At 60.7% G+C, this 18,321-nt stretch carries 15 protein-coding genes; 12 read left to right on the forward strand and 3 right to left on the reverse strand.

From position 1 onward, the window contains the following. Window positions 1-24: 24 nt before the first annotated feature. The gene (locus ACP15L_RS09460; RefSeq protein WP_425083961.1) at window positions 25-522 is read right to left on the reverse strand and encodes a class I SAM-dependent methyltransferase; all 498 of its coding nucleotides are present in this window, start codon (window positions 520-522) and stop codon (window positions 25-27) included. Window positions 523-753: 231 nt separating this feature from the next. On the opposite strand from ACP15L_RS09460, the gene ACP15L_RS09465 reads away from it, so the two are divergent. Genes ACP15L_RS09465 through ACP15L_RS09485 form a run of 5 tightly spaced genes read left to right on the forward strand, consistent with a single transcriptional unit; the run spans window position 754 to window position 7,963 of the window. Then, window positions 754-2,526, forward strand: a complete 1,773-nt coding sequence (locus ACP15L_RS09465; protein WP_425083962.1) for a dipeptide ABC transporter ATP-binding protein — start codon at window positions 754-756, stop codon at window positions 2,524-2,526. Then, window positions 2,519-4,429, forward strand: a complete 1,911-nt coding sequence (locus ACP15L_RS09470) for an ABC transporter substrate-binding protein (protein ID WP_425083963.1) — start codon at window positions 2,519-2,521, stop codon at window positions 4,427-4,429. The genes ACP15L_RS09465 and ACP15L_RS09470 overlap by 8 nt, the downstream gene beginning before the upstream one ends. Window positions 4,430-4,443: 14 nt before the next feature. Beyond that, window positions 4,444-5,472, forward strand: coding sequence for an ABC transporter permease (locus tag ACP15L_RS09475; protein WP_170377562.1), 1,029 nt, complete (start codon window positions 4,444-4,446; stop codon window positions 5,470-5,472). Continuing rightward, window positions 5,469-6,623 carry an ABC transporter permease gene (locus ACP15L_RS09480; RefSeq protein ID WP_425083964.1) on the forward strand — a complete coding sequence of 385 codons (1,155 nt, stop codon included), beginning with the start codon at window positions 5,469-5,471 and terminating at the stop codon, window positions 6,621-6,623. The genes ACP15L_RS09475 and ACP15L_RS09480 overlap by 4 nt, the downstream gene beginning before the upstream one ends. Then, complete coding sequence (locus ACP15L_RS09485; protein WP_425083965.1) at window positions 6,620-7,963, forward strand: CoA transferase; 1,344 nt, start codon at window positions 6,620-6,622, stop codon at window positions 7,961-7,963. Before ACP15L_RS09480 ends, ACP15L_RS09485 begins: the two co-directional genes overlap by 4 nt. An 87-nt stretch (window positions 7,964-8,050) precedes the next feature. On the opposite strand, the gene ACP15L_RS09490 is transcribed toward ACP15L_RS09485, so the two are convergent. Then, window positions 8,051-10,408: a mechanosensitive ion channel domain-containing protein gene (locus ACP15L_RS09490; protein WP_425083966.1), complete on the reverse strand. Its 2,358-nt coding sequence runs from the start codon at window positions 10,406-10,408 to the stop codon at window positions 8,051-8,053. A gap of 273 nt (window positions 10,409-10,681) precedes the next feature. Between ACP15L_RS09490 and ACP15L_RS09495 the strand changes: the two genes are divergently transcribed. From ACP15L_RS09495 to ACP15L_RS09525, 7 genes are read left to right on the forward strand one after another with little or no spacing between them, the layout of a single operon-like run. Further along, on the forward strand, window positions 10,682-11,896 hold the full coding sequence (locus ACP15L_RS09495; protein WP_425083967.1) for a glycosyltransferase family protein: 1,215 nt from the start codon (window positions 10,682-10,684) through the stop codon (window positions 11,894-11,896). Then, window positions 11,893-13,140 (forward strand): glycosyltransferase family 4 protein, encoded by a 1,248-nt coding sequence (locus ACP15L_RS09500; protein WP_425083968.1) that lies wholly within the window; start codon window positions 11,893-11,895, stop codon window positions 13,138-13,140. The genes ACP15L_RS09495 and ACP15L_RS09500 overlap by 4 nt, the downstream gene beginning before the upstream one ends. After that, on the forward strand, window positions 13,140-14,216 hold the full coding sequence (locus tag ACP15L_RS09505) for a glycosyltransferase family 4 protein (RefSeq protein ID WP_425083969.1): 1,077 nt from the start codon (window positions 13,140-13,142) through the stop codon (window positions 14,214-14,216). Before ACP15L_RS09500 ends, ACP15L_RS09505 begins: the two co-directional genes overlap by 1 nt. Next, window positions 14,213-14,797, forward strand: a complete 585-nt coding sequence (locus tag ACP15L_RS09510) for a histidine phosphatase family protein (protein ID WP_425083970.1) — start codon at window positions 14,213-14,215, stop codon at window positions 14,795-14,797. Before ACP15L_RS09505 ends, ACP15L_RS09510 begins: the two co-directional genes overlap by 4 nt. Next, on the forward strand, window positions 14,794-15,936 hold the full coding sequence (locus ACP15L_RS09515) for a glycosyltransferase family protein (protein WP_425083971.1): 1,143 nt from the start codon (window positions 14,794-14,796) through the stop codon (window positions 15,934-15,936). Before ACP15L_RS09510 ends, ACP15L_RS09515 begins: the two co-directional genes overlap by 4 nt. Then, a complete protein-coding gene (locus tag ACP15L_RS09520) occupies window positions 15,933-16,703 on the forward strand; it encodes a polysaccharide deacetylase family protein (protein WP_425083972.1) in 771 nt (256 codons plus the stop codon). The genes ACP15L_RS09515 and ACP15L_RS09520 overlap by 4 nt, the downstream gene beginning before the upstream one ends. Next, window positions 16,700-17,176 carry a class I SAM-dependent methyltransferase gene (locus ACP15L_RS09525; RefSeq protein WP_425083973.1) on the forward strand — a complete coding sequence of 159 codons (477 nt, stop codon included), beginning with the start codon at window positions 16,700-16,702 and terminating at the stop codon, window positions 17,174-17,176. Before ACP15L_RS09520 ends, ACP15L_RS09525 begins: the two co-directional genes overlap by 4 nt. Here ACP15L_RS09525 and ACP15L_RS09530 read toward each other — a convergent pair whose 3' ends face one another. Next, window positions 17,177-18,319, reverse strand: a complete 1,143-nt coding sequence (locus ACP15L_RS09530; protein ID WP_425083974.1) for an alpha-D-ribose 1-methylphosphonate 5-triphosphate diphosphatase — start codon at window positions 18,317-18,319, stop codon at window positions 17,177-17,179. Window positions 18,320-18,321 lie beyond the last annotated feature (2 nt).

An 18,321-nucleotide genomic window follows, 5' to 3' on the forward strand; every position in this document is an offset into this window, starting at 1 on the left:
GTGGACCCGGACGCGCCTAAGGCGTCACCGCCGGTAGATAAAACAGCGCCCCTCGACTGCGCCCGCTGGTAAGGGCAGCTCGGACAACGCATCGAAATACATTCGATCACTGGAAACCATCAGGCCACCCGGTGCCAGAAGCGGTTCAATCAAAGGCGAAACAAACCGCGCGAAGGCGTCGTTCTTTTCGCGATTGTGCCCACCCAAATCCGCATGGATCAGGCTGGCCGTCGCGCCGAACCGATCCACCGAGGCTGGCAGAGTGTCCCGCACATCGCCCAAAATCACCCGATCCTCTGGCGGGGTGGAGTCGGGGTGTGAGGCCACCGCGCGTTCGAACACAAAAACCGGGCGGTTCTGGATGTACTGGATCATGTGGTGGTAGGTTCGACCATTGCCCAGGCCCAGTTCGAACACCGGCCCGGACATGCATTTTGTCTGCGCGATTGCAAAATCAAGGCAGGCGCGTTGCGACACCATACGGTCAATAAACAGATCCAGTCGGCTTTGGTTTTCGGGCACAGGGGATTCTCTCTTTGATACTCAACGCCAGCTTAAATGGTGCTGGTCACGAACTTGATGGCAAAAACTCAACTGTTTGTGTAGTTGTAGAGGCGAAAGTTTCACATTCCCGCGACATTTCAGCCTAAGAACGGGTTTGACGAGTCGGGTGAAACCGCGCGACAGTAAGTCAAAAAACGGGGAGAACAAAAAGCCGATGCTCATCTACGGCCAAACGGGTGGAAAACCCGAATGACTGCGTTGTTGTCTGTCAGAGATCTCAGCATCGGTTTCGGCACGGCGGATTCAGTCGTGCGAGACGTGAATTTCGACGTGGAGGCCGGACAGACACTAGCATTGGTGGGTGAGTCGGGTTCGGGCAAAACAATCTCCTGCCGGGCCGTGTTGCGTATCCTGCCCCGCGTAGCGCAGATTCGCAGCGGCTCGATTATTCTGAATGATTCCAAGGGCCAGGCCGACCTGACGCAAATCAACGAGCGGGAGATGCGCAGCATTCGCGGCAACCGCGTCTCGATGATCTTTCAGGAGCCGATGCGATCTTTGTCGCCACTGCACAAGATCGGCAATCAGGTCAGCGAGGTCCTCTGGCTGCATCGCGGGGCGTCCGAGGCGCAGGCCCGTAAGGAAGTACTGACCCAGTTTGAACGCGTGGGCTTTCCAGATCCCCAGCGGGCCTATGACTCCTATCCGTTTGAGCTGTCGGGAGGTATGCGCCAGCGCGCCATGATCGCCATGGCGATGGTCTCCAAACCCGAACTGCTGATTGCTGACGAGCCGACCACTGCGCTGGATGTAACCACACAGGCTCAGGTTTTGGGGCTGATCAAGGAACTTCAGCGCGAAACCGGGATGGCGCTGATCCTTGTTACGCACGATCTAGGCGTAGTTGCGAATATGGCCGAGCAGGTCGTCGTCATGCACAAGGGCCGCGTGATGGAGGCAGGCCCCGCCGCCCCCATCCTGACCGCGCCGGCCCATCCTTATACCAAACAACTGTTCGATGCGGCCCTGGCCATTCCAGATCAGGACGCCGTCGGCATTCCGATGCCTGACGAAGACCTGATCCTGCATATGAAAGGCGTCTCCAAGACCTACACGATGCGCTCCAGCAAGGGCTGGCAAGCCGACAAACAGATCCATGCCTGTCGCAGCGTCGACCTGAAGCTTGCGCGTGGCAAGACACTGGCGATTGTCGGCGAAAGCGGATCTGGCAAAACCACAGCCGCCCGGATTGCCCTTGGCGCTGAACTGCCCGACCCAGGCGGAGAGGTTCTGTTCTGCACAGCCCCGGACGAAGCCCCGATCCCGGTCCACCAGATGACCCGCGCCCAGCGCACCGCGTTTCAACGCAAGGCGCAGATGGTGTTTCAGGATCCCTACAGCTCACTCAGTCCACGGATGCGCATACAGGACGCGATGACTGAGCCGCTGGAAATCCACCGTATCGGTTCGGTCTCGGAGCAACGCGACAAGGCGGCCGAGATGCTGCAGCGCGTGGGGCTGAACTCGGACATGCTGAAACGCTATCCGCATGCGTTTTCCGGCGGGCAGAGGCAGCGCCTATCCATCGCGCGCGCCATGATGCTGGACCCGCAGTTGATTGTCTGTGACGAACCTACCTCTGCGCTGGATGTGTCGGTTCAGGAACAAATCCTGACACTGTTGGAAAACTTGCAGGACAGCCTGAACCTGTCCTATTTCTTCATCTCTCACGACCTTGCCGTAGTCGCCCGTATCGCTGACGAAGTCGCTGTGATGCGTCGTGGGCTGATCGTCGAACAAGCCCCGCCCGAAACACTCTTCTACAATCCGCGCCATCCATACACCAAGGCGTTGATTGCCGCTCAACCAGAACCCGACATCAACCGCCCGATTGACCTGCAAATGGTCTCTCTGGGTGCCGGCGCGCCGGACAGTTGGGATGAGGCCTTTCGTTTCTCGGACACCGTGATACCTTCGCTGGTGGAATTGGAACCGGGCCATAAGGTACGTTGCCATGTTTAAGACCACTCGCCCTCTGATCCTGGCCGCCGCTCTGGCCTTTGGCTGGACGCTGCCCGCGCTGGCCGATGTGCCGGTCCCGCAAGAGAGCAGCTTTTGGTCGGCTGAGGTGAATGCCGGCGATCTGCCGCCGGTTTCGGAACGCCTACCCAAAGACCCTCTGGTGGTGGATTTGGCTGCGAAGGGGCGTGAATTCGGCATCCCCGGCGGCACAATGCGGACCATGGTGACCCGGTCCAAGGATATCCGCCAGATGGTCGTCTACGGTTACGCCCGGTTGGTTGGGTTTGACGGAAATTACAATATCGTGCCCGACATTTTGGCCTCGTTCGAAAATGACGGGAACCGCAAGTTCACGCTGCATTTACGCGAAGGACATAAGTGGTCAGATGGCTCACCGTTTACGTCCGAAGATTTCCGGTACTGGTGGGAAGATGTCGCTAACAACGAATTGCTCAGCCCCTCTGGACCTCCTGATTTTCTGATCGTCGAGGGCAAGGCCCCAACCGTCTCTTTCCCGGATGAGACGACAGTAGTCTACGAATGGGATGATCCGAACCCGGATTTTCTGCAAACACTGGCACAGGCCCGCCCGCCCTTCATTTACCGCCCGTCGGCTTTTCTGAAACAATATCACGAAAACTATGTTGATCCCGAGGATCTGGCCGCGCAGGTCGATGATGCCCGCGTCAAAAGCTGGGCGGCCCTGCACAACAAACTCGACAACCTCTACAAGTTCGACAACCACAAGCTGCCCACGCTTCAGCCCTGGCTAAACGCAAGCTCGGGCAAGAAAATCCGCCACAACTTCGTCCGCAATCCGTACTACCACCGCATCGACTCCAAAGGGGTGCAACTGCCCTATATCGACGTGGTCGAGATGGAGATTGTGGCCCCCGGGCTGGTGGCCGCAAAGACCAATGCGGGTGAGACCGACCTGCAGGGGCGTGGTCTGGCGTTCCGGGATGCCTCGATCCTGAAAAAGGGTGAGGCGGTTGGCAACTACAAGACATTACTCTGGAAAACCGGTGTCGCCTCGCAGATCGCAATCTATCCGAACCTGAACTACGCGGATGAGGTTTGGCGGGACGTAATGCGAGACGTGCGCGTGCGCCGCGCCCTGTCTTTGGGGATTGATCGCAAGACGATCAACCAGGCGCTCTATTTCAAACTGGCAAAACCGGGCGCGATGGCGGTTCTGCCTGCCTCGCCTTTTTACAGCGAGGAAAACGCCCAGGCCTGGGCCCAGTATGATCCCGATCTGGCGAACGCCCTGTTGGACGAGGCTGGGCTGGCTGAGCGCGACAAGAACGGCATTCGGCTGCTCCCCGACGGGCGCCCGATGGAGCTGATCATCGAAACCGCTGGTGAGCGGCAGGAGGTCGAAAACGCCCTGCAGATCGTCACCGACACATGGCGCGAGATTGGCGTCGATCTGGTGATGCGCCCGTTGGATCGCGATATTCTGCGCAACCGGGTTTTTGCAGGCAACACCATGGCTTCAGTCTGGTTTGGCTGGGATGACGGGCTTCCTCAAGTCCACACCTCGCCCGCCTATCTGGCCCCGACGGATCAGGTGTTTCTCGCTTGGCCAAAATGGGGACAGTACTATCAGACCGGCGGCGAAGTGGGTGAGGCGCCCGACATGCCCGAGGCTGAGCGCCTGATGACTTTGGTCCATGACTGGGAGACCGCCACAACGGATGAACAGCGCGCTGCCGTCTGGACCGAGATGTTGGAAATCCACGCTGACCAGCTATACGCGATCGGCATTTTGAACGGCGCACCGCAGCCCATTGTCGTATCGAACCGTTTGCGCAATGTCCCCGAGCAGGCCATGTGGGCGTGGGAACCCGGCGCGCATTTCGGCGTCCATCGCCCGGATGAGTTCTTTTTGGTCGACTGAGCAGGAGCAGCTAAATGATCATGCTGCGCTATGCGGTCTATCGCTTCTTCACGATGCTGCTGACACTGTTGGTGGTCTCGGTTCTGATATTTGTCATCATCAACCTGCCGCCCGGCGACTATCTGAGCAATCAGATCGCCGAGCTTCAGGCCTCCGGCCAGTCCGCCGGTGTCGCCAAGGCCGAGTTTCTGCGAGCCGAGTACGCCTTGGATCGCCCCATGTGGGAGCAATACCTGATTTGGATGGGCTTCTGGCCCGGCCCCCACGGGTTCGAAGGCTTACTGCAAGGCAATTACGGCTGGTCTTTTGAATTCGACCGTCCCGTCTCGGATATCGTGGGTGATACGCTTTGGCTGACGGTTGTGGTCAATCTGGCCGCGATCCTGTTCGTTTACGCCGTCGCCCTACCCTTGGGCGTGATCGCCGCTGCGCGGTCGCGAACTTGGATCGACTATACCTCGGCCTTCGTGGGTTATCTGGGTCTGGCCACGCCGAATTTTTTGCTGGCGCTGATCCTGTTCTACTACGGTCATCAGTATTTCAACCTGCCCATCGGCGGCTTGATGGATCCCAAATTCGAAGGCGAACCGATGAGTTGGGACAAGCTGAAATCCATCCTTGTCCACCTGATCGTGCCGACCTTCGTAATCGGCACCTCGGGCGCGTCGGCTATGATGCAGCGCCTGCGCGCGAACATGCTGGACGAGCTGGGCAAGCCCTATGTTGAGACAGCCGTTGCCAAGGGCATGGCCCCATCGCGGATGCTGACCAAGTATCCGTTGCGCGTGGCCTTCAACCCGTTTGTCGCCGACATCGGCAACCTGTTGCCCTCGATGGTGTCCGGCTCGGTTCTGGTATCGGTCGTGTTGGGCCTGCAAACCATTGGCCCGACCCTGCTGACGGCACTGAAAACGCAGGACCAGTTTCTGTCAGCGTTCATCCTGATGTTCGTGGCCCTGCTGACCCTGATCGGCACCATGATCTCGGACATCCTGCTGGTCATGCTCGATCCGCGCATTCGGTATGAGGGGCGAGACGCATGACCCAACGCCCTGATGATCGCTATGTAGATGACGCGCCGTTCGACCCGCAGGCTTCGGTCCAACAACTCGAGCGCGCCGATCTGGACGCCCCGAACTGGGTGCTGGTGTGGCGCAAATTCCGCACGCACAAGCTGGGCCTGATCTCGGGCGTCTTTCTGCTGCTGTGCTACCTGATGCTGCCCTTTGCAGGCTTCATCGCCCCCTACGGCCCCAATGACCGGAACGGAGAACACCTCTACGCCCCGCCCCAGTCGATCAACTGGTTCCACGAGGGCGAGTTCATCGGGCCCTATGTCTACCCCATCACCGCAGAGGCAGATCTTGAGACCTTCCAGTGGAAGTTCATTCCAGACACAGATGATCCTCGTCCAATCAAGTTTTTCTGTGAAGGGTCCGAGTATCGCTTGGCCGGGTTCATCCCGTCTGACACCCACTTGTTCTGTGCCCCTGATGACGCGACGCTGTTCCTATGGGGCTCGGACCGGCTGGGCCGCGATATCTTCAGCCGCATCCTCTATGGCGCGCAGCTATCGCTGACCGTGGGTCTGATCGGCATTTCAGTGTCGTTCTTCCTTGGTATCCTCTTCGGCTCGATGGCCGGGTATTTCGGAGGGCGCATCGACTGGACCATCAACCGGGTGATCGAAGTCCTGCGATCCCTACCCGAACTGCCGCTCTGGCTCGCCTTGTCCGCCGCCGTACCCTCGAACTGGAGCCCCGTCGCGGTCTTCTTCATCATCTCGATCATCCTCGGCATTCTCGACTGGCCAGGCCTCGCCAGGTCCGTCCGCGCCAAATTCCTATCCTTGAGGGAAGAAGAATACGTCCGCGCGGCCGAGATGATGGGTGCGAGCTCGGGCCGTGTGATCCGCAAGCACTTGCTCCCGAACTTCATGTCCCACTTGATCGCGTCGGCCACCCTGTCTATCCCGGCGATGATCTTGGGTGAAACCGCGCTTTCCTTCCTCGGCCTCGGGCTGCGTGCGCCTGCGGTCAGTTGGGGCGTGATGCTGAATGACGCGCAGAACCTCGCCTCGATCGAGATCTACCCGTGGACGGCCATTCCGATGCTGCCCATCATCGTCGTCGTTCTGGCCTTCAACTTCCTTGGCGACGGGTTGCGCGACAGTCTGGACCCCTATCAGCAATGAGCCTGCTGTCCTCTCTTCCGGCGGCTGACATCTATCGCACCACCGGCGAGGGAACCCTGCCCAGCGCCTTTGCCGTCTCCGAGCTCGCAACCGCCAGCTTCGCAGCGGTCGGTCAGGAGCTGGCCAGATACATGGCCGCCGCAAACCTGTCACCAACCTCGCCAGAGATCACGGTGGATCACCGCCTCGCTTCGCTCTGGTATCGCTATTCGTTCAAGCCCGATGGCTGGCAGATGCCCAGCCTGTGGGACGCCATCGCAGGCGACTACCGCGCGTCTGACGGCTGGATCAGGTTGCACACCAACCTGCCCCACCACCGGGCTGCCGCCCTGAAAGTTCTAGGCACACAAGCCGACCGCGACGTGGTCTCACAGGCCCTGCGCAGTTGGACTATCGCCGACCTCGAGAGCGCTGTTGTAGCCCAGGGCGGCGTCGCAGCCGCCATGCGCAGCCGCGCCGAGTGGTTGGACCATCCCCAAGGCCGCGCCGTCAGCCGCGACCCTTTGATCAGTTGGCAGAATCCACGTCGGATCATTCTGCGAGACCGCCCGGCTGCAACAGCCGAACGCCCGCTTGCCGGCCTACGCGTCCTAGACTTGACCCGCGTTCTGGCGGGTCCCGTCTCAACCCGCACACTGGCCGGATTCGGCGCGGATGTGCTGCGCATCGACCCTCCGGGCTGGGATGAGCCGGGCGTTATCCCCGACATCTCACTGGGCAAAGGCTGCGCCTATCTGGACTTGAAGTCGACCGAGGGCCTGACCCACCTGCAAGACCTGTTGTCACAAGCAGATGTATTCATCCACGGGTACCGCCCCGGCGCGCTTGAGGCTCTGGGGCTTAGTAAAGCAAAGCGTGACGAACTGGCCCCCAACCGGGTCGAGGTCACTCTGGACGCCTATGGCTGGCAGGGCCCTTGGGCCACACGCAGAGGGTTCGACAGTCTCGTTCAGATGAGCGCAGGCATTGCCCATGCGGGGATGGAATGGGCCAACGCTGACAAACCCACCCCGCTGCCAGTTCAGGCTCTGGACCATGCGACCGGATACCTGATGGCAGCCGCAGTTCTTTCTGCACTGGCCGAGGCAGCCTCGGGAAATTCAATCATGCACGCCCATCTGTCTTTGGCGCGCAGCGCCGAGTTGCTAGCCATTCTTGGCAAGACCGACACAGGGCAAGGTGCGATCACGGCCAACCAATCCGACTATTGCGAAGAAACCGAACAGTCCGGTTGGGGCCCTGGCCACCGGCTAAAACCCGCACTGACCATTGGTCAGACGGTGATGAGGTGGGACCTGCCCGCCCCACAACTGGGCACATCTGAGCCAACCTGGCCCTGATGCGTCAACCGCCGCGCGGCACGCGCGGCCCAACGCTTTGGAAGGCGTCTCGCCGGAGACGCAGCCCAAAGGGGCGGGAGGACCGTCTTAGCGGTCGTCGCCGCCCGGTCCGATATCGTCCAGATAGTCCTCATCAATCGCCGCTTGTACCGCGCCAGTCACTGCCTCGCGCTGTTTCGGGGTCAGATCTTCGGCCTCTTTGCCATCGGCAAGACGAACGGTCACCTCACGATGTGCGAATTTGATACCTTCGCGAGCAAATAGCTCTCGGATGTCCTGATACACCTTTTTGCGCACCAGCCATTGATCGCCTGGTTTGGTCATGAACTTGACCCGGATGATCATCGCCGAATCCTGCATCTCGATCACGCCCTGCGACTTCAAGGGCTGGATGAAGTTGTCGCCAATCACCGGATCGCTCAGCAACTCCTGACCCAGTTTCTTGATCAGTTTCCGCACCTTCTCAACATCCGTGTCATAGGTCACGCGCAGAGGCAGCTTCATGATCACCCAATCACGCGAATAGTTGGTCAGAACTTTGATCTCCCCAAAGGGAATAGTGTTCAGCGCACCCAGATGGTGGCGCAGCTGGAACGAGCGGACCGAGATTTTCTCGACCGTCCCTTTTACATCTCCAATGTCGATATATTCCCCTTTGCGGAAGGCATCATCCAACAGGAAGAAGGCGCCCGAGAAGATGTCGCGCACCAAGGTCTGCGATCCGAAGCCGACGGCCAGACCCACCACACCAGCACCAGCGAACAGAGGGCTGACGTTAATGCCAAGCTCCATCAAAACGATCAACACAATCGTTACGACAACGACCGCCAGGATCGCCCCCCGGAACAAGGGCAACAAGGTGGCCAAGCGGCTCTGACCGCCTTCGCCGCCTTCATCGCCCAACTCGGCCTCGGAGCCATCATCGGACTCCTCGGCGATTTTGCTGTCGATCCAGATGCGGAAGAAATTGAACAGGATGTATCCAATGAACAGGATCACCATAACGTCCAGCGCGCGCCCGATTGGCAGATCCTCGCTCCAGCTGGCATCCGGGTTCCATATCACCACCAGCGCATAGCTGCCTACAACAAAGGCCAGAATGCCAGCCACTCGGCGGGCCAGGTCCTCATATGTCAGAATGGCGTGCTTGCGTTGTACCGCCTCGGGCGAGGGTGCCTCTGCGTCAATCTCTGTCTCGGCGTTGATCTGTTCGATCTTGCGGTTGCGATCGAAATAGCGCTCCAGCAGGTAGTTCATCGCGCCGTAGGCCACGACAACCGACATGAAGATCGCATAGCTGCTGGCCACAATCGGGACCGAGTTTTCATTCTCAAGCACCAGATCCACGGCCAGCTTCGACCAGCTGAACACGATGTACAGGATCAGCACCGGAGCCCAAGCAAATGAGATGAAGCGCAGAATCCACGAGACTTGAGACGGTGCCCGCCCGCCCCGGATCGCGTTTGAAATGGCCCCGGCATTGAACAGGATCATCAGAATATTCAAGAAGGCCCCGAACAGGGTCAAGCACCCGTAGACCAAGGCGTAGACGTTGTAGTTCAGACCAAAATCCGCCACCCAAGTCGAAAACAGAACGACCGATACATCATAGGTCGCCACCGCCGATGCCCAGATATACAGCCGCTTGGCGTGGCGGTCGGAAAAGGGCGGCAAGCGATACTGGCTCAGGTAAGGTGACAGCACCATTCGCCACAGGTCCGAGATCGTGCGGGACAGGAAAAAGGCCGTGAAGATCGCGGTCACGGTAAACTGGATCGAGATATCTTCGGCCTCGCCAAAGAACAGATAGCCCACGATCAATGCCATCAACATGGCAAAAATCGTGCCGCCGATCCCCATCACGAAGCGGTACACGAGAAACGGCATCTTCTCGCGATAGCCCTGCGGGTTTTCCTTGATCCGTGCCACGACCCAGCGTTTGGCGATCCGTTTGCCGTAGATCTCGGTTGAAAGCCATCGCCCTAGCAGCAGGAAGAGGATGTTCCAGCCCAGAACCTCGACATAGGTCTGGATACGGCCATCTGGGCTGGTCTGACGCAGGATATACTCCACTTCGAACACCGAATAGGGCAGAGCCTCAAGGCGTGACTGGACCGATTCACGGAACTTGGTGAAACGCGCCTGCGTCCGCATCAGTTGCGAGGCCTCGGCCATGGGGTCAGCCTCAGCCGGTTCCGCTTCGGGCTGCTCACCCGCGGTGGAGACCAGATTGCCCGAACTATCGATGACGATGACGCTGGCACCTGCCTCGGTGGCGGTGCGGATCGCGTCGGCGAGATCACTTTCGTTGGTTGCAGTCTCTTCCGTTGCGGAACCCGAGCCATAGCCCGGTATCAGCGCGGTCTGCGCTGCCACACTGGCTGGAAACGCCAACAACAAAGCCCAAAATGCAAAAAGCGTCGCGGCCAGAAAGTTCGGTTTCATAGGGTGTTGCATCCAATTTCTTCACTGGCGCACACCGTACAGAACCTGTTGTGCGTGTTCAAATCCTCCCGCCCGCCTGTTTTCGCGCTTTGAACGAAACGGCAAAGACTGGTGCAAATTGAACCCATATCCTCAATATCCTGTTGCCAAATCGCCATGTTTGGCACATTTGCAAGCGGGCGATTTCCCCTTTGGCAAGCGCAGCATAAGGATATACGGTAACGCTTGCATACGCGCGGATGTAGTACCCAGACCAATAAGACGGGCGACCCAATGAGCCTAGGCAAAAAACAAGACAATCCGGACCGCGCGCCGCGCCTGCTATTTTACAGCCACGATACCTTTGGGTTAGGCCACTTGCGCCGTTCGCGTGCGCTGGCGGCGGCGATGACCGAAGCCGACCCAAGCGCATCCGCCCTGATCCTGACCGGATCGCCTGTGGCCGGGCGTTTCACCTTTCCCCGCCGCGTCGACCATGTGCGCCTGCCGGGGGTAACCAAACGCTCGGACGGATCTTACGCGGCCCGCACGATTGGCATGGGCATTGATGAGGTGACCGAGCTGCGCTCGAGCCTGATCAAGACAGCCGTTCAGCAATTCGATCCTGACGTCCTGATCGTCGACAAGGAGCCCACCGGTTTTCGCGGGGAGCTGCTTCCTACGCTGGAATTCCTCGAACAGTCCTGTGACACCAAGCTGGTTCTGGGCCTGCGCGATGTTCTGGACGAGCCTGAGGTTCTGGCCGCCGAATGGGATCGCAAGGACGCGATCGCTGCGACCGAGCGGTTCTATCATGAGATCTGGGTCTATGGGTTGCATTCGATCTACGACCCGACCGAGGGCCTGCCGCTCAGTGCCTCGGCCCGGTCACGCCTGCACTGGACCGGCTATCTGCGCCGCGACCTCGGCCCGGTCGGAGAGCCCCCGGAACAACCCTATATCCTGATCACGCCCGGTGGCGGCGGCGACGGCAAAGCGATGGTCAATCTGGTCCTCTCGGCCTACGAACAGGATCCGACCCTGTCGCCTCGCGCGGTGCTGGTCTATGGACCCTTCCTGTCCGGTGAGTCGCGTGATGAGTTTGAAACCCGCGTGGCCGCGCTGAACGGGCGCGTGACGGCTGTCGGGTTCGAATCCCAGATCGAAACGCTTTTTGCCGGGGCGGCGGGCGTTGTCTGCATGGGCGGCTACAACACGTTCTGCGAGGTCCTGTCCTTCGACAAACGCGCCGTCATCGTGCCGCGCACAACACCTCGGTTGGAACAATGGATACGCGCCTCGCGCGCTGAAAACCTTGGCCTTGTCCGGATGCTGGACGAACAGCGCGACGGTTTGACCACCGACGCGATGATCCGCGCCATCCGCGAATTGCCGCGCCAGCCCTTGCCCTCGGAGGCGATCAGCGACGGCTTGCTGGACGGGCTGGACTATGTGACGGGCCGCGTCGATGCGCTGCTGCACCGGGAACAGGAACGAGCGACCGGATGACATCCCAAAACCCGAAACTCGCGGTGCTGGTCAAAGGATGGCCGCGCCTGTCCGAGACGTTTATTGCTCAGGAACTGGTCGCCTTGCAGGAGGCCGGGCATCAGTTTGACATCTGGTCCCTGCGCCACCCGACCGACACCAAGCGCCACCCCCTGCATGATCGGTTCAAAGGACAGGTGCGCTATCTGCCGGAATACCTCTATCAGGAACCACAGCGCGTCTGGGCCGCACGAGCCATCGCCCAACGCCTGCCGGGCTATGCCGAGGCCTACCGCGTGTGGCGGCATGACCTGCGCCGCGACCCAACCCACAATCGCATTCGCCGCTTTGGACAGGCCTGCGTTTTGGCGGCTGAGCTACCGGACGCCACGCAGGCGCTCTATGCCCATTTCATGCACACGCCCTCATCCGTGGCGCGCTATGCCGCCATCATGCGCGGTGTACCATGGAGTTTTTCAGCTCACGCGAAGGATATCTGGACTTCGCCCGAGTGGGAAAAGCGCGAGAAACTGCAAGCGGCGACCCATGGGGCCGCGTTTGGGGCCACCTGCACCGCTATAGGGGCCGCCCATTTGCGGGAGCTGGCGGATGACCCCGCACGCGTTGACCTGATCTACCACGGGTTGGACCTTGCCCGCTTCCCAAGCCCGCCAGATCGGAAACTGCGTGCAGCGAACGGGCCGTTTCATATGATCTCGGTCGGACGCCTGGTCGAGAAAAAGGGCTTCGACCGTCTGATTGATGCCTTGGCCTTGCTGCCCAAGACGCTGGACTGGCACTGGACCCATATCGGCGGCGGCGCTTTGGGGGACGTACTGCGCGACCGCGCTATGGCAGCCGGCATCGCAGACCGGATCAGCTGGAAAGGAGCTTGCGATCAGCCCGAAGTGATTGAAGCCATGCGCTCGGCCGACCTCTTCGTCCTGCCCAGCCGCATTGCCGAGGATGGTGACCGCGATGGGTTGCCAAATGTGTTGATGGAGGCTGCCTCGCAACTCCTGCCGATCCTGTCGACGCCGGTGTCCGCGATTCCTGAGTTCATCTCCTCAGGCACACACGGCATCCTTTCGGATGACGATCCAACGGCGCTGGCCAACGCGATGCTAGCACTGGCGAACGATCCCGAAACCACTGCCAAAATGGCCAGGGCCGCCTATGACCGTTTGCTGGCCGAGTTCCGGATGGACCCGGGTATCTCGCGGCTTTCGGATCGGCTGAACGCTTTGTGCCTGGAAACGGTCTAATGACTCGCGTGGCGTTCTACGCCCCCATGAAGTCTCCACAAAGCCCGACACCTTCGGGCGACCGAGAGATGGCGCGGAACCTGATCACCGCCATTGCCGCCGAGGGGGATCACGTCGACCTCGTGTCCGAGCTGCGGATCTACGACAAGCACGGAGATACCGCCAAACAGCACGCCTTGCGCGCGGCGGCGAAGGCAGAAACTCAACGCCTGATCGCCGCGTTGCCGCAAGACACGTCGCTTTGGGTGACCTACCACAACTACTACAAAGCCCCCGATCTGATTGGCCCGCAGGTCTGCGCGGCGCGGCGGATTCCTTATGTTCAAATGGAAAGCACGCGGGCCAGCAGCCGCCTGAAGGGGCCTTGGGCCGGGTTCGCGCAATCCGCCCACGAGGCCTGCGATGCGGCCAAGGTGATTTTCTACCACACCGCAAATGACCTGATCACGTTGGAGCGCGATCGCTTTGACGCTCAGGCTCTGGTCGAGTTGCCGCCGTTCCTACCGATTACGGATTTGTCCCCTCAGGCCGCTGCCGAAGGTCCAATGCTGGCCGTCGGCATGATGCGGCACGGGGACAAGCTGGCCTCCTATCAGCTGCTGGCCGAAGCTCTGACTTATCTCACTGGCGATTGGCAGTTGCAGATCGCAGGCGACGGACCGGCTCGAGGCGCAGTTGAAGCACTCATGGCCCAGTTCGGTGAAAAGGTCACGTTACTGGGCCAACTGGACCAAGAGAGCCTGGGCCACCTCTATCAGAACTCAGGGTTTCTGGTCTGGCCCGGCGTCAACGAAGCCTACGGCATGATCTTTCTTGAGGCTCAGGCCGCAGGCCTGCCTGTGGTCGCACAAGACCGCCCCGGGGTGCGCGACGTGCTTTCGCCTTCGGACTACCCAAGTGTCGATCAAGGGGCGCAAGGCTTGGCCCAGCGCATTCAGACCCTGTTGCAGAACGGCGAAGAGCGGCAACGCTTAGGGGGCGAGGCTCGCAAATACGTCGCCGAGCGCCACCTGATGCCCGGTGCGACACGACGGTTCTGGCAGACCATCCGCCCCATGCTGGAGGTTTCCGCATGACCAGACTGGCCTTGCTGCGACACGGTCATACGCCGTGGAACCGCGCCGGACAGATTCAGGGACGTAGCGACATCGCGCTAGACCCTGAGGCGCGGGCGGAACTGTCCGGATACGCCCTGCCCGCCTCTTGGGAGCAGGCTCAGATCTGGGCCAGCCCGTTGCAGCGCGCGCATGAGACGGCGCAGATCGTCTCGGGCCGCACCCCGATGACCAGCGACGCGCTGATCGAGATGAACTGGGGCGATTGGGAGGGGTTGCGCGGTGTAGACCTGATTGCAGACCCGTCCAGCGGCTACCGGCATATCGAAGACTGGGGTTGGGACTACCGTCCGCCAAATGGCGAAAGCCCGGCTGAGGTTGCAGATCGTCTCGCGCCTTGGCTGGCGGAACTCAGGCAAGACGCCCTTGCCGTGTGTCACATCGGCATCATGCGAGTCATTCTGGCGCGCGCCTGGGGATGGGATTTTGAAGGCCCCGCCCCTTTCAAAATCAAGCGCAACAGGCTCTACGTCATCGACATGGAAGCGATGACGCCCGAAGCGGAGCCAGTCCGCCTGATCAAGCGCGAGGCCACGACATGAAAGTGATGCTTGTCGTCACCCACCTGTTGGGAACCGGGCACCTGAGCCGAACCTTGACGCTGGGGCGCGCTTTTGTGGGTGCAGGCCATGAAGTAATGGTGGTGTCTGGTGGCATGCCTGCGCCGCAACTCGACAGCACGGGCCTGACGCTGTTTGGCCTGCCACCGCTGCGCTCGGATGGGACCAACTTTACCCGGCTGTTGGGTGAGGACGGCAAAGAGGCTGATGAAACCTATCGCAACGCGCGGACCGTGGCGTTGGTTAAGGCCGTCCGCGCGTTCCAGCCGGACGTGCTGATCACCGAGCTTTTCCCCTTTGGCCGCCGCGTATTGGCAGATGAATTCGAGGCTGCTCTGACCGCGGCGCGAACACTCCCGCACCCCCCCGTCATCCTCAGCTCAATCCGCGATATTCTGGCACCACCTTCCAAACCCTCCAAGGCCGAAAGGGCCGATGAGATTATTGACGCGTATTATGACGGTGTTCTGGTTCACGCGGATGCGCGTATCACTCCGCTGACTGTCAGCTGGCCCGTCTCGGAGCGGCTGGCCGGGTCTTTGCACTATACCGGCTTTGTCGCACCGGCTGCGCCGCAGCCCCATCCGGACGGTGTTGGTGAGGGAGAGATTCTGGTCAGCGCGGGCGGAGGATCGGTAGGGCAGCCGATCTTTCGCGCGGCCATCGAAGCCGTCCGAAAGATGCCCAAGAGGCGCTGGCGCCTGTTGGTGGGCGGGCGTGATGCCAAGGCGCGCATTTCTGAACTGTCCCAACTGGCCGAAGGCGCACCCGTTGTCATCGAACCCGTGCGCCCGGATTTTCGGCAAATGCTCCCTCATGCAGCGGCATCGGTGAGCATGTGCGGCTACAACACCGCGATGGACCTGCTGCAATCGGGTACTCCGGCGGTGATGGTGCCCTTTGATGACGGTAGTGAAGTGGAACAAAGCTTGCGCGGGCAAAGCCTGTCTGCGCTTTCGGCGATGGAGGTTCTTCCCAGCAAAGACCTTGACGCGACCCGCCTTTCCGAGACCTTGGAGCGGGTGATTTCAGACGTACCCCGTTCGACGCAAGGCTTTGGCTTCGACGGAGCGCAGCGCAGCGTTGAGATCGTTCAGAGGCTGTGGGACGCGCGCAGATGATGGCAGATTGGCGCATATTGGACGAAGAACTGGCCATTTGGCGCGACCAAGGGCTGTCTTTTCCGCTGTGGTGGCGGGACGACGATGCGATTGCTCCGACCCCTCAGCTGGACCAGCTCTCCGCCTTGTCTGAACGTCTTGGGATTTCGGTTCACCTGGCGATCATCCCGCGTGACGCAACGAGCGAACTGGCGACTTACATGGCGCGACGGCCGAACCTGATACCGGTTGTCCACGGCTGGGCGCATGAAAACCACGCTCCGCCAGAAGAAAAGAAATCCGAATTTCGCGTGCACCGTCCCATGGAGACGATCTTGCAGGACGCGAAGGCCGGTAAGACGCGCCTGCGGTCTCTGTTTCCGGATAGTTTGCGGCCCATGTTCGTCCCCCCGTGGAATCGTATCGCGCCCGAGATTGCAGCGCGTCTGCCTGATCTCGGGTATGAAATCCTCTCGACCGCGACCCCTCGGACATCGGCACAGGCCGCGCCGGGGTTGGAGCAGGTGAACACCCATATCGACCCGATCGACTGGCGCGGCAGCCGCAGTTTGGCGGATCCTGCCGCGCTGATACAGAAAGCCACCGCGCTGCTGCGTGACCGCCGGGAACGGCACGCCGACAACAGCGAGCCGCTCGGCGTATTGACCCATCATCTGGTCCATGATCAAGACATCTGGGCCTTTACCGAAGCTTTGCTGAAACACCTGCTGGACGGGCCGGCGACCCTCTGGATCGCCCCCAGACACGGAAACGGAGACCCCGAATGAGCCGACTGGATTCCATGCTGCGCCGCCTGACCGCGCAACGCGACGGGCTGAACTGGGCCGCTGCGAAGATCGCTGATCAGAAGGGCGATGTGCTGGACATGGGGCTCGGCAATGGGCGCACCTATGACCATCTGCGTGAAATCCTGCCCGAGCGCCGCATCTGGGTGATGGATCGCGTTCTGCAATGCCATCCCGACAGCACTCCACCAGAACAGGATTTCCTGCAGGGTGAGGCCGAGCCGATGCTGCAAAAGCTTGCCGGCGCAGGGCACAAGATGGCGATGGCGCACTATGATTTCGGCCGAGGGATCAAGGCGGATGACGTGGCCGAGGCGGCGCGGCTCAGCCCCCTGATCGCGCAGGTGATGCAGCCCGGAGGGTTGCTGATCTCGGGCCAGCCGCTGGTCGGGTTCGATCAGATCGAGGGGCCCGAAACCATCGCTCCGGACCGCTACCTGTTCTACATGGCCTGATCAGGCGACGCGCCGCCCACGCGACCAGACCGCATTCAGGGCGGGAACACCTGCCCGCATGCGGAACCGGATCAGATCCGCGCGGGCGCCGGTGCGCAACACGCCTCGGTCGTCTAGCCCCACGGCCTGTGCCGGGGTCTGGGTCACAGTCCTCAGCCCACGGGCAATGTCGTCCCACATCTGTCCCAGCCGCACAGCCGACAGCAGCAGCGCCGAGGGCACGTAATCAGACGAGATGATGTCCAAATGGCCCAGCTCCGCCAGCTCCTGCGCGGCGACATTGCCCGAATGCGACCCGCCCCGGATGATGTTCGGCGCGCCCATCATGACCTTGATATCGTGCGAGTGGCAGGCCTGGGCGGCCTCGACCGTTGTCGGGAACTCAGCCAGACGAATGCCGTGACCTGCGGACACCTGGACCTGCTCTTCCGTCGTATCATCGTGGCTGGCCAAAACCGCACCAAAGCGGTTGGCGGCCTTGACGGTCTCGACCTCATGCTTTTCGCCATTGCGATCACGCAGCCCTTTCAGATGGGCCACGTGTTGCATGAACGTGTCATCGTCCATGGCGTATTTACCCTTCATATAGGCCTCAAGCTTCGAGAGATCGCGAAACTGCCGCTGACCCGGTGTGTGATCCATGATCGAGACAAGGCCAACACGGTCCTCGGGGCCGAATTCGTCCAACTCCTCGACCAGAGTTTCGGAACACACCTCGGCTCTGAGATGCAGAAAGTGGCTGATCTTCAGCGCGTCCTGTTCGCGCAAGTCCCAGAGTTCCTGCGACAGCCCGCGCGCGTATTTCAGATACCGGGCCGAGCCTGAGGGGATGGACCCGATCCGCATTGCGTCAAACACGGTGGTGATCCCGGTGCTTGCCAGCTCGGCATCATGGGCGAGGATCGCGGCGGCGTGGGGCCAGTCGACCTTGGGGCGTGGCTGAATGTGACGCTCAAGGTTGTCCGTGTGCAGTTCGACCAGACCCGGGCTGATATAGTCGCCTTCACAATCAACCGCACCCGCAGGAACCGAAGCGCCTGTGTCGATATCCGCAATGCTGTCGCCTACGACTCGAACACGCCCCGTAACGGTTTCGTCCGGCAACACGAGCGTGGCATTGGCAAGGATCATTTCTTCTGTCATCT

Origin of the sequence: Ruegeria profundi (assembly GCF_049800715.1) — a bacterium.
Taxonomy (GTDB): Bacteria; Pseudomonadota; Alphaproteobacteria; order Rhodobacterales; family Rhodobacteraceae; genus Ruegeria; species Ruegeria profundi_A.

Excerpts from the sequence above, each read along its gene's own strand:
- ACP15L_RS09465 (WP_425083962.1), top strand. The coding sequence starts at position 754 with ATGACTGCGTTGTTGTCTGTCAGAGATCTCAGCATCGGTTTCGGCACG.
- ACP15L_RS09470 (WP_425083963.1), top strand. The coding sequence starts at position 2,519 with ATGTTTAAGACCACTCGCCCTCTGATCCTGGCCGCCGCTCTGGCCTTT.
- ACP15L_RS09475 (WP_170377562.1), top strand. The coding sequence starts at position 4,444 with ATGATCATGCTGCGCTATGCGGTCTATCGCTTCTTCACGATGCTGCTG.
- ACP15L_RS09480 (WP_425083964.1), top strand. The coding sequence starts at position 5,469 with ATGACCCAACGCCCTGATGATCGCTATGTAGATGACGCGCCGTTCGAC.
- ACP15L_RS09485 (WP_425083965.1), top strand. The coding sequence starts at position 6,620 with ATGAGCCTGCTGTCCTCTCTTCCGGCGGCTGACATCTATCGCACCACC.
- ACP15L_RS09490 (WP_425083966.1), bottom strand. The coding sequence starts at position 10,408 with ATGAAACCGAACTTTCTGGCCGCGACGCTTTTTGCATTTTGGGCTTTG.
- ACP15L_RS09495 (WP_425083967.1), top strand. The coding sequence starts at position 10,682 with ATGAGCCTAGGCAAAAAACAAGACAATCCGGACCGCGCGCCGCGCCTG.
- ACP15L_RS09500 (WP_425083968.1), top strand. The coding sequence starts at position 11,893 with ATGACATCCCAAAACCCGAAACTCGCGGTGCTGGTCAAAGGATGGCCG.
- ACP15L_RS09505 (WP_425083969.1), top strand. The coding sequence starts at position 13,140 with ATGACTCGCGTGGCGTTCTACGCCCCCATGAAGTCTCCACAAAGCCCG.
- ACP15L_RS09510 (WP_425083970.1), top strand. The coding sequence starts at position 14,213 with ATGACCAGACTGGCCTTGCTGCGACACGGTCATACGCCGTGGAACCGC.
- ACP15L_RS09515 (WP_425083971.1), top strand. The coding sequence starts at position 14,794 with ATGAAAGTGATGCTTGTCGTCACCCACCTGTTGGGAACCGGGCACCTG.
- ACP15L_RS09520 (WP_425083972.1), top strand. The coding sequence starts at position 15,933 with ATGATGGCAGATTGGCGCATATTGGACGAAGAACTGGCCATTTGGCGC.
- ACP15L_RS09525 (WP_425083973.1), top strand. The coding sequence starts at position 16,700 with ATGAGCCGACTGGATTCCATGCTGCGCCGCCTGACCGCGCAACGCGAC.
- ACP15L_RS09530 (WP_425083974.1), bottom strand. The coding sequence starts at position 18,319 with ATGACAGAAGAAATGATCCTTGCCAATGCCACGCTCGTGTTGCCGGAC.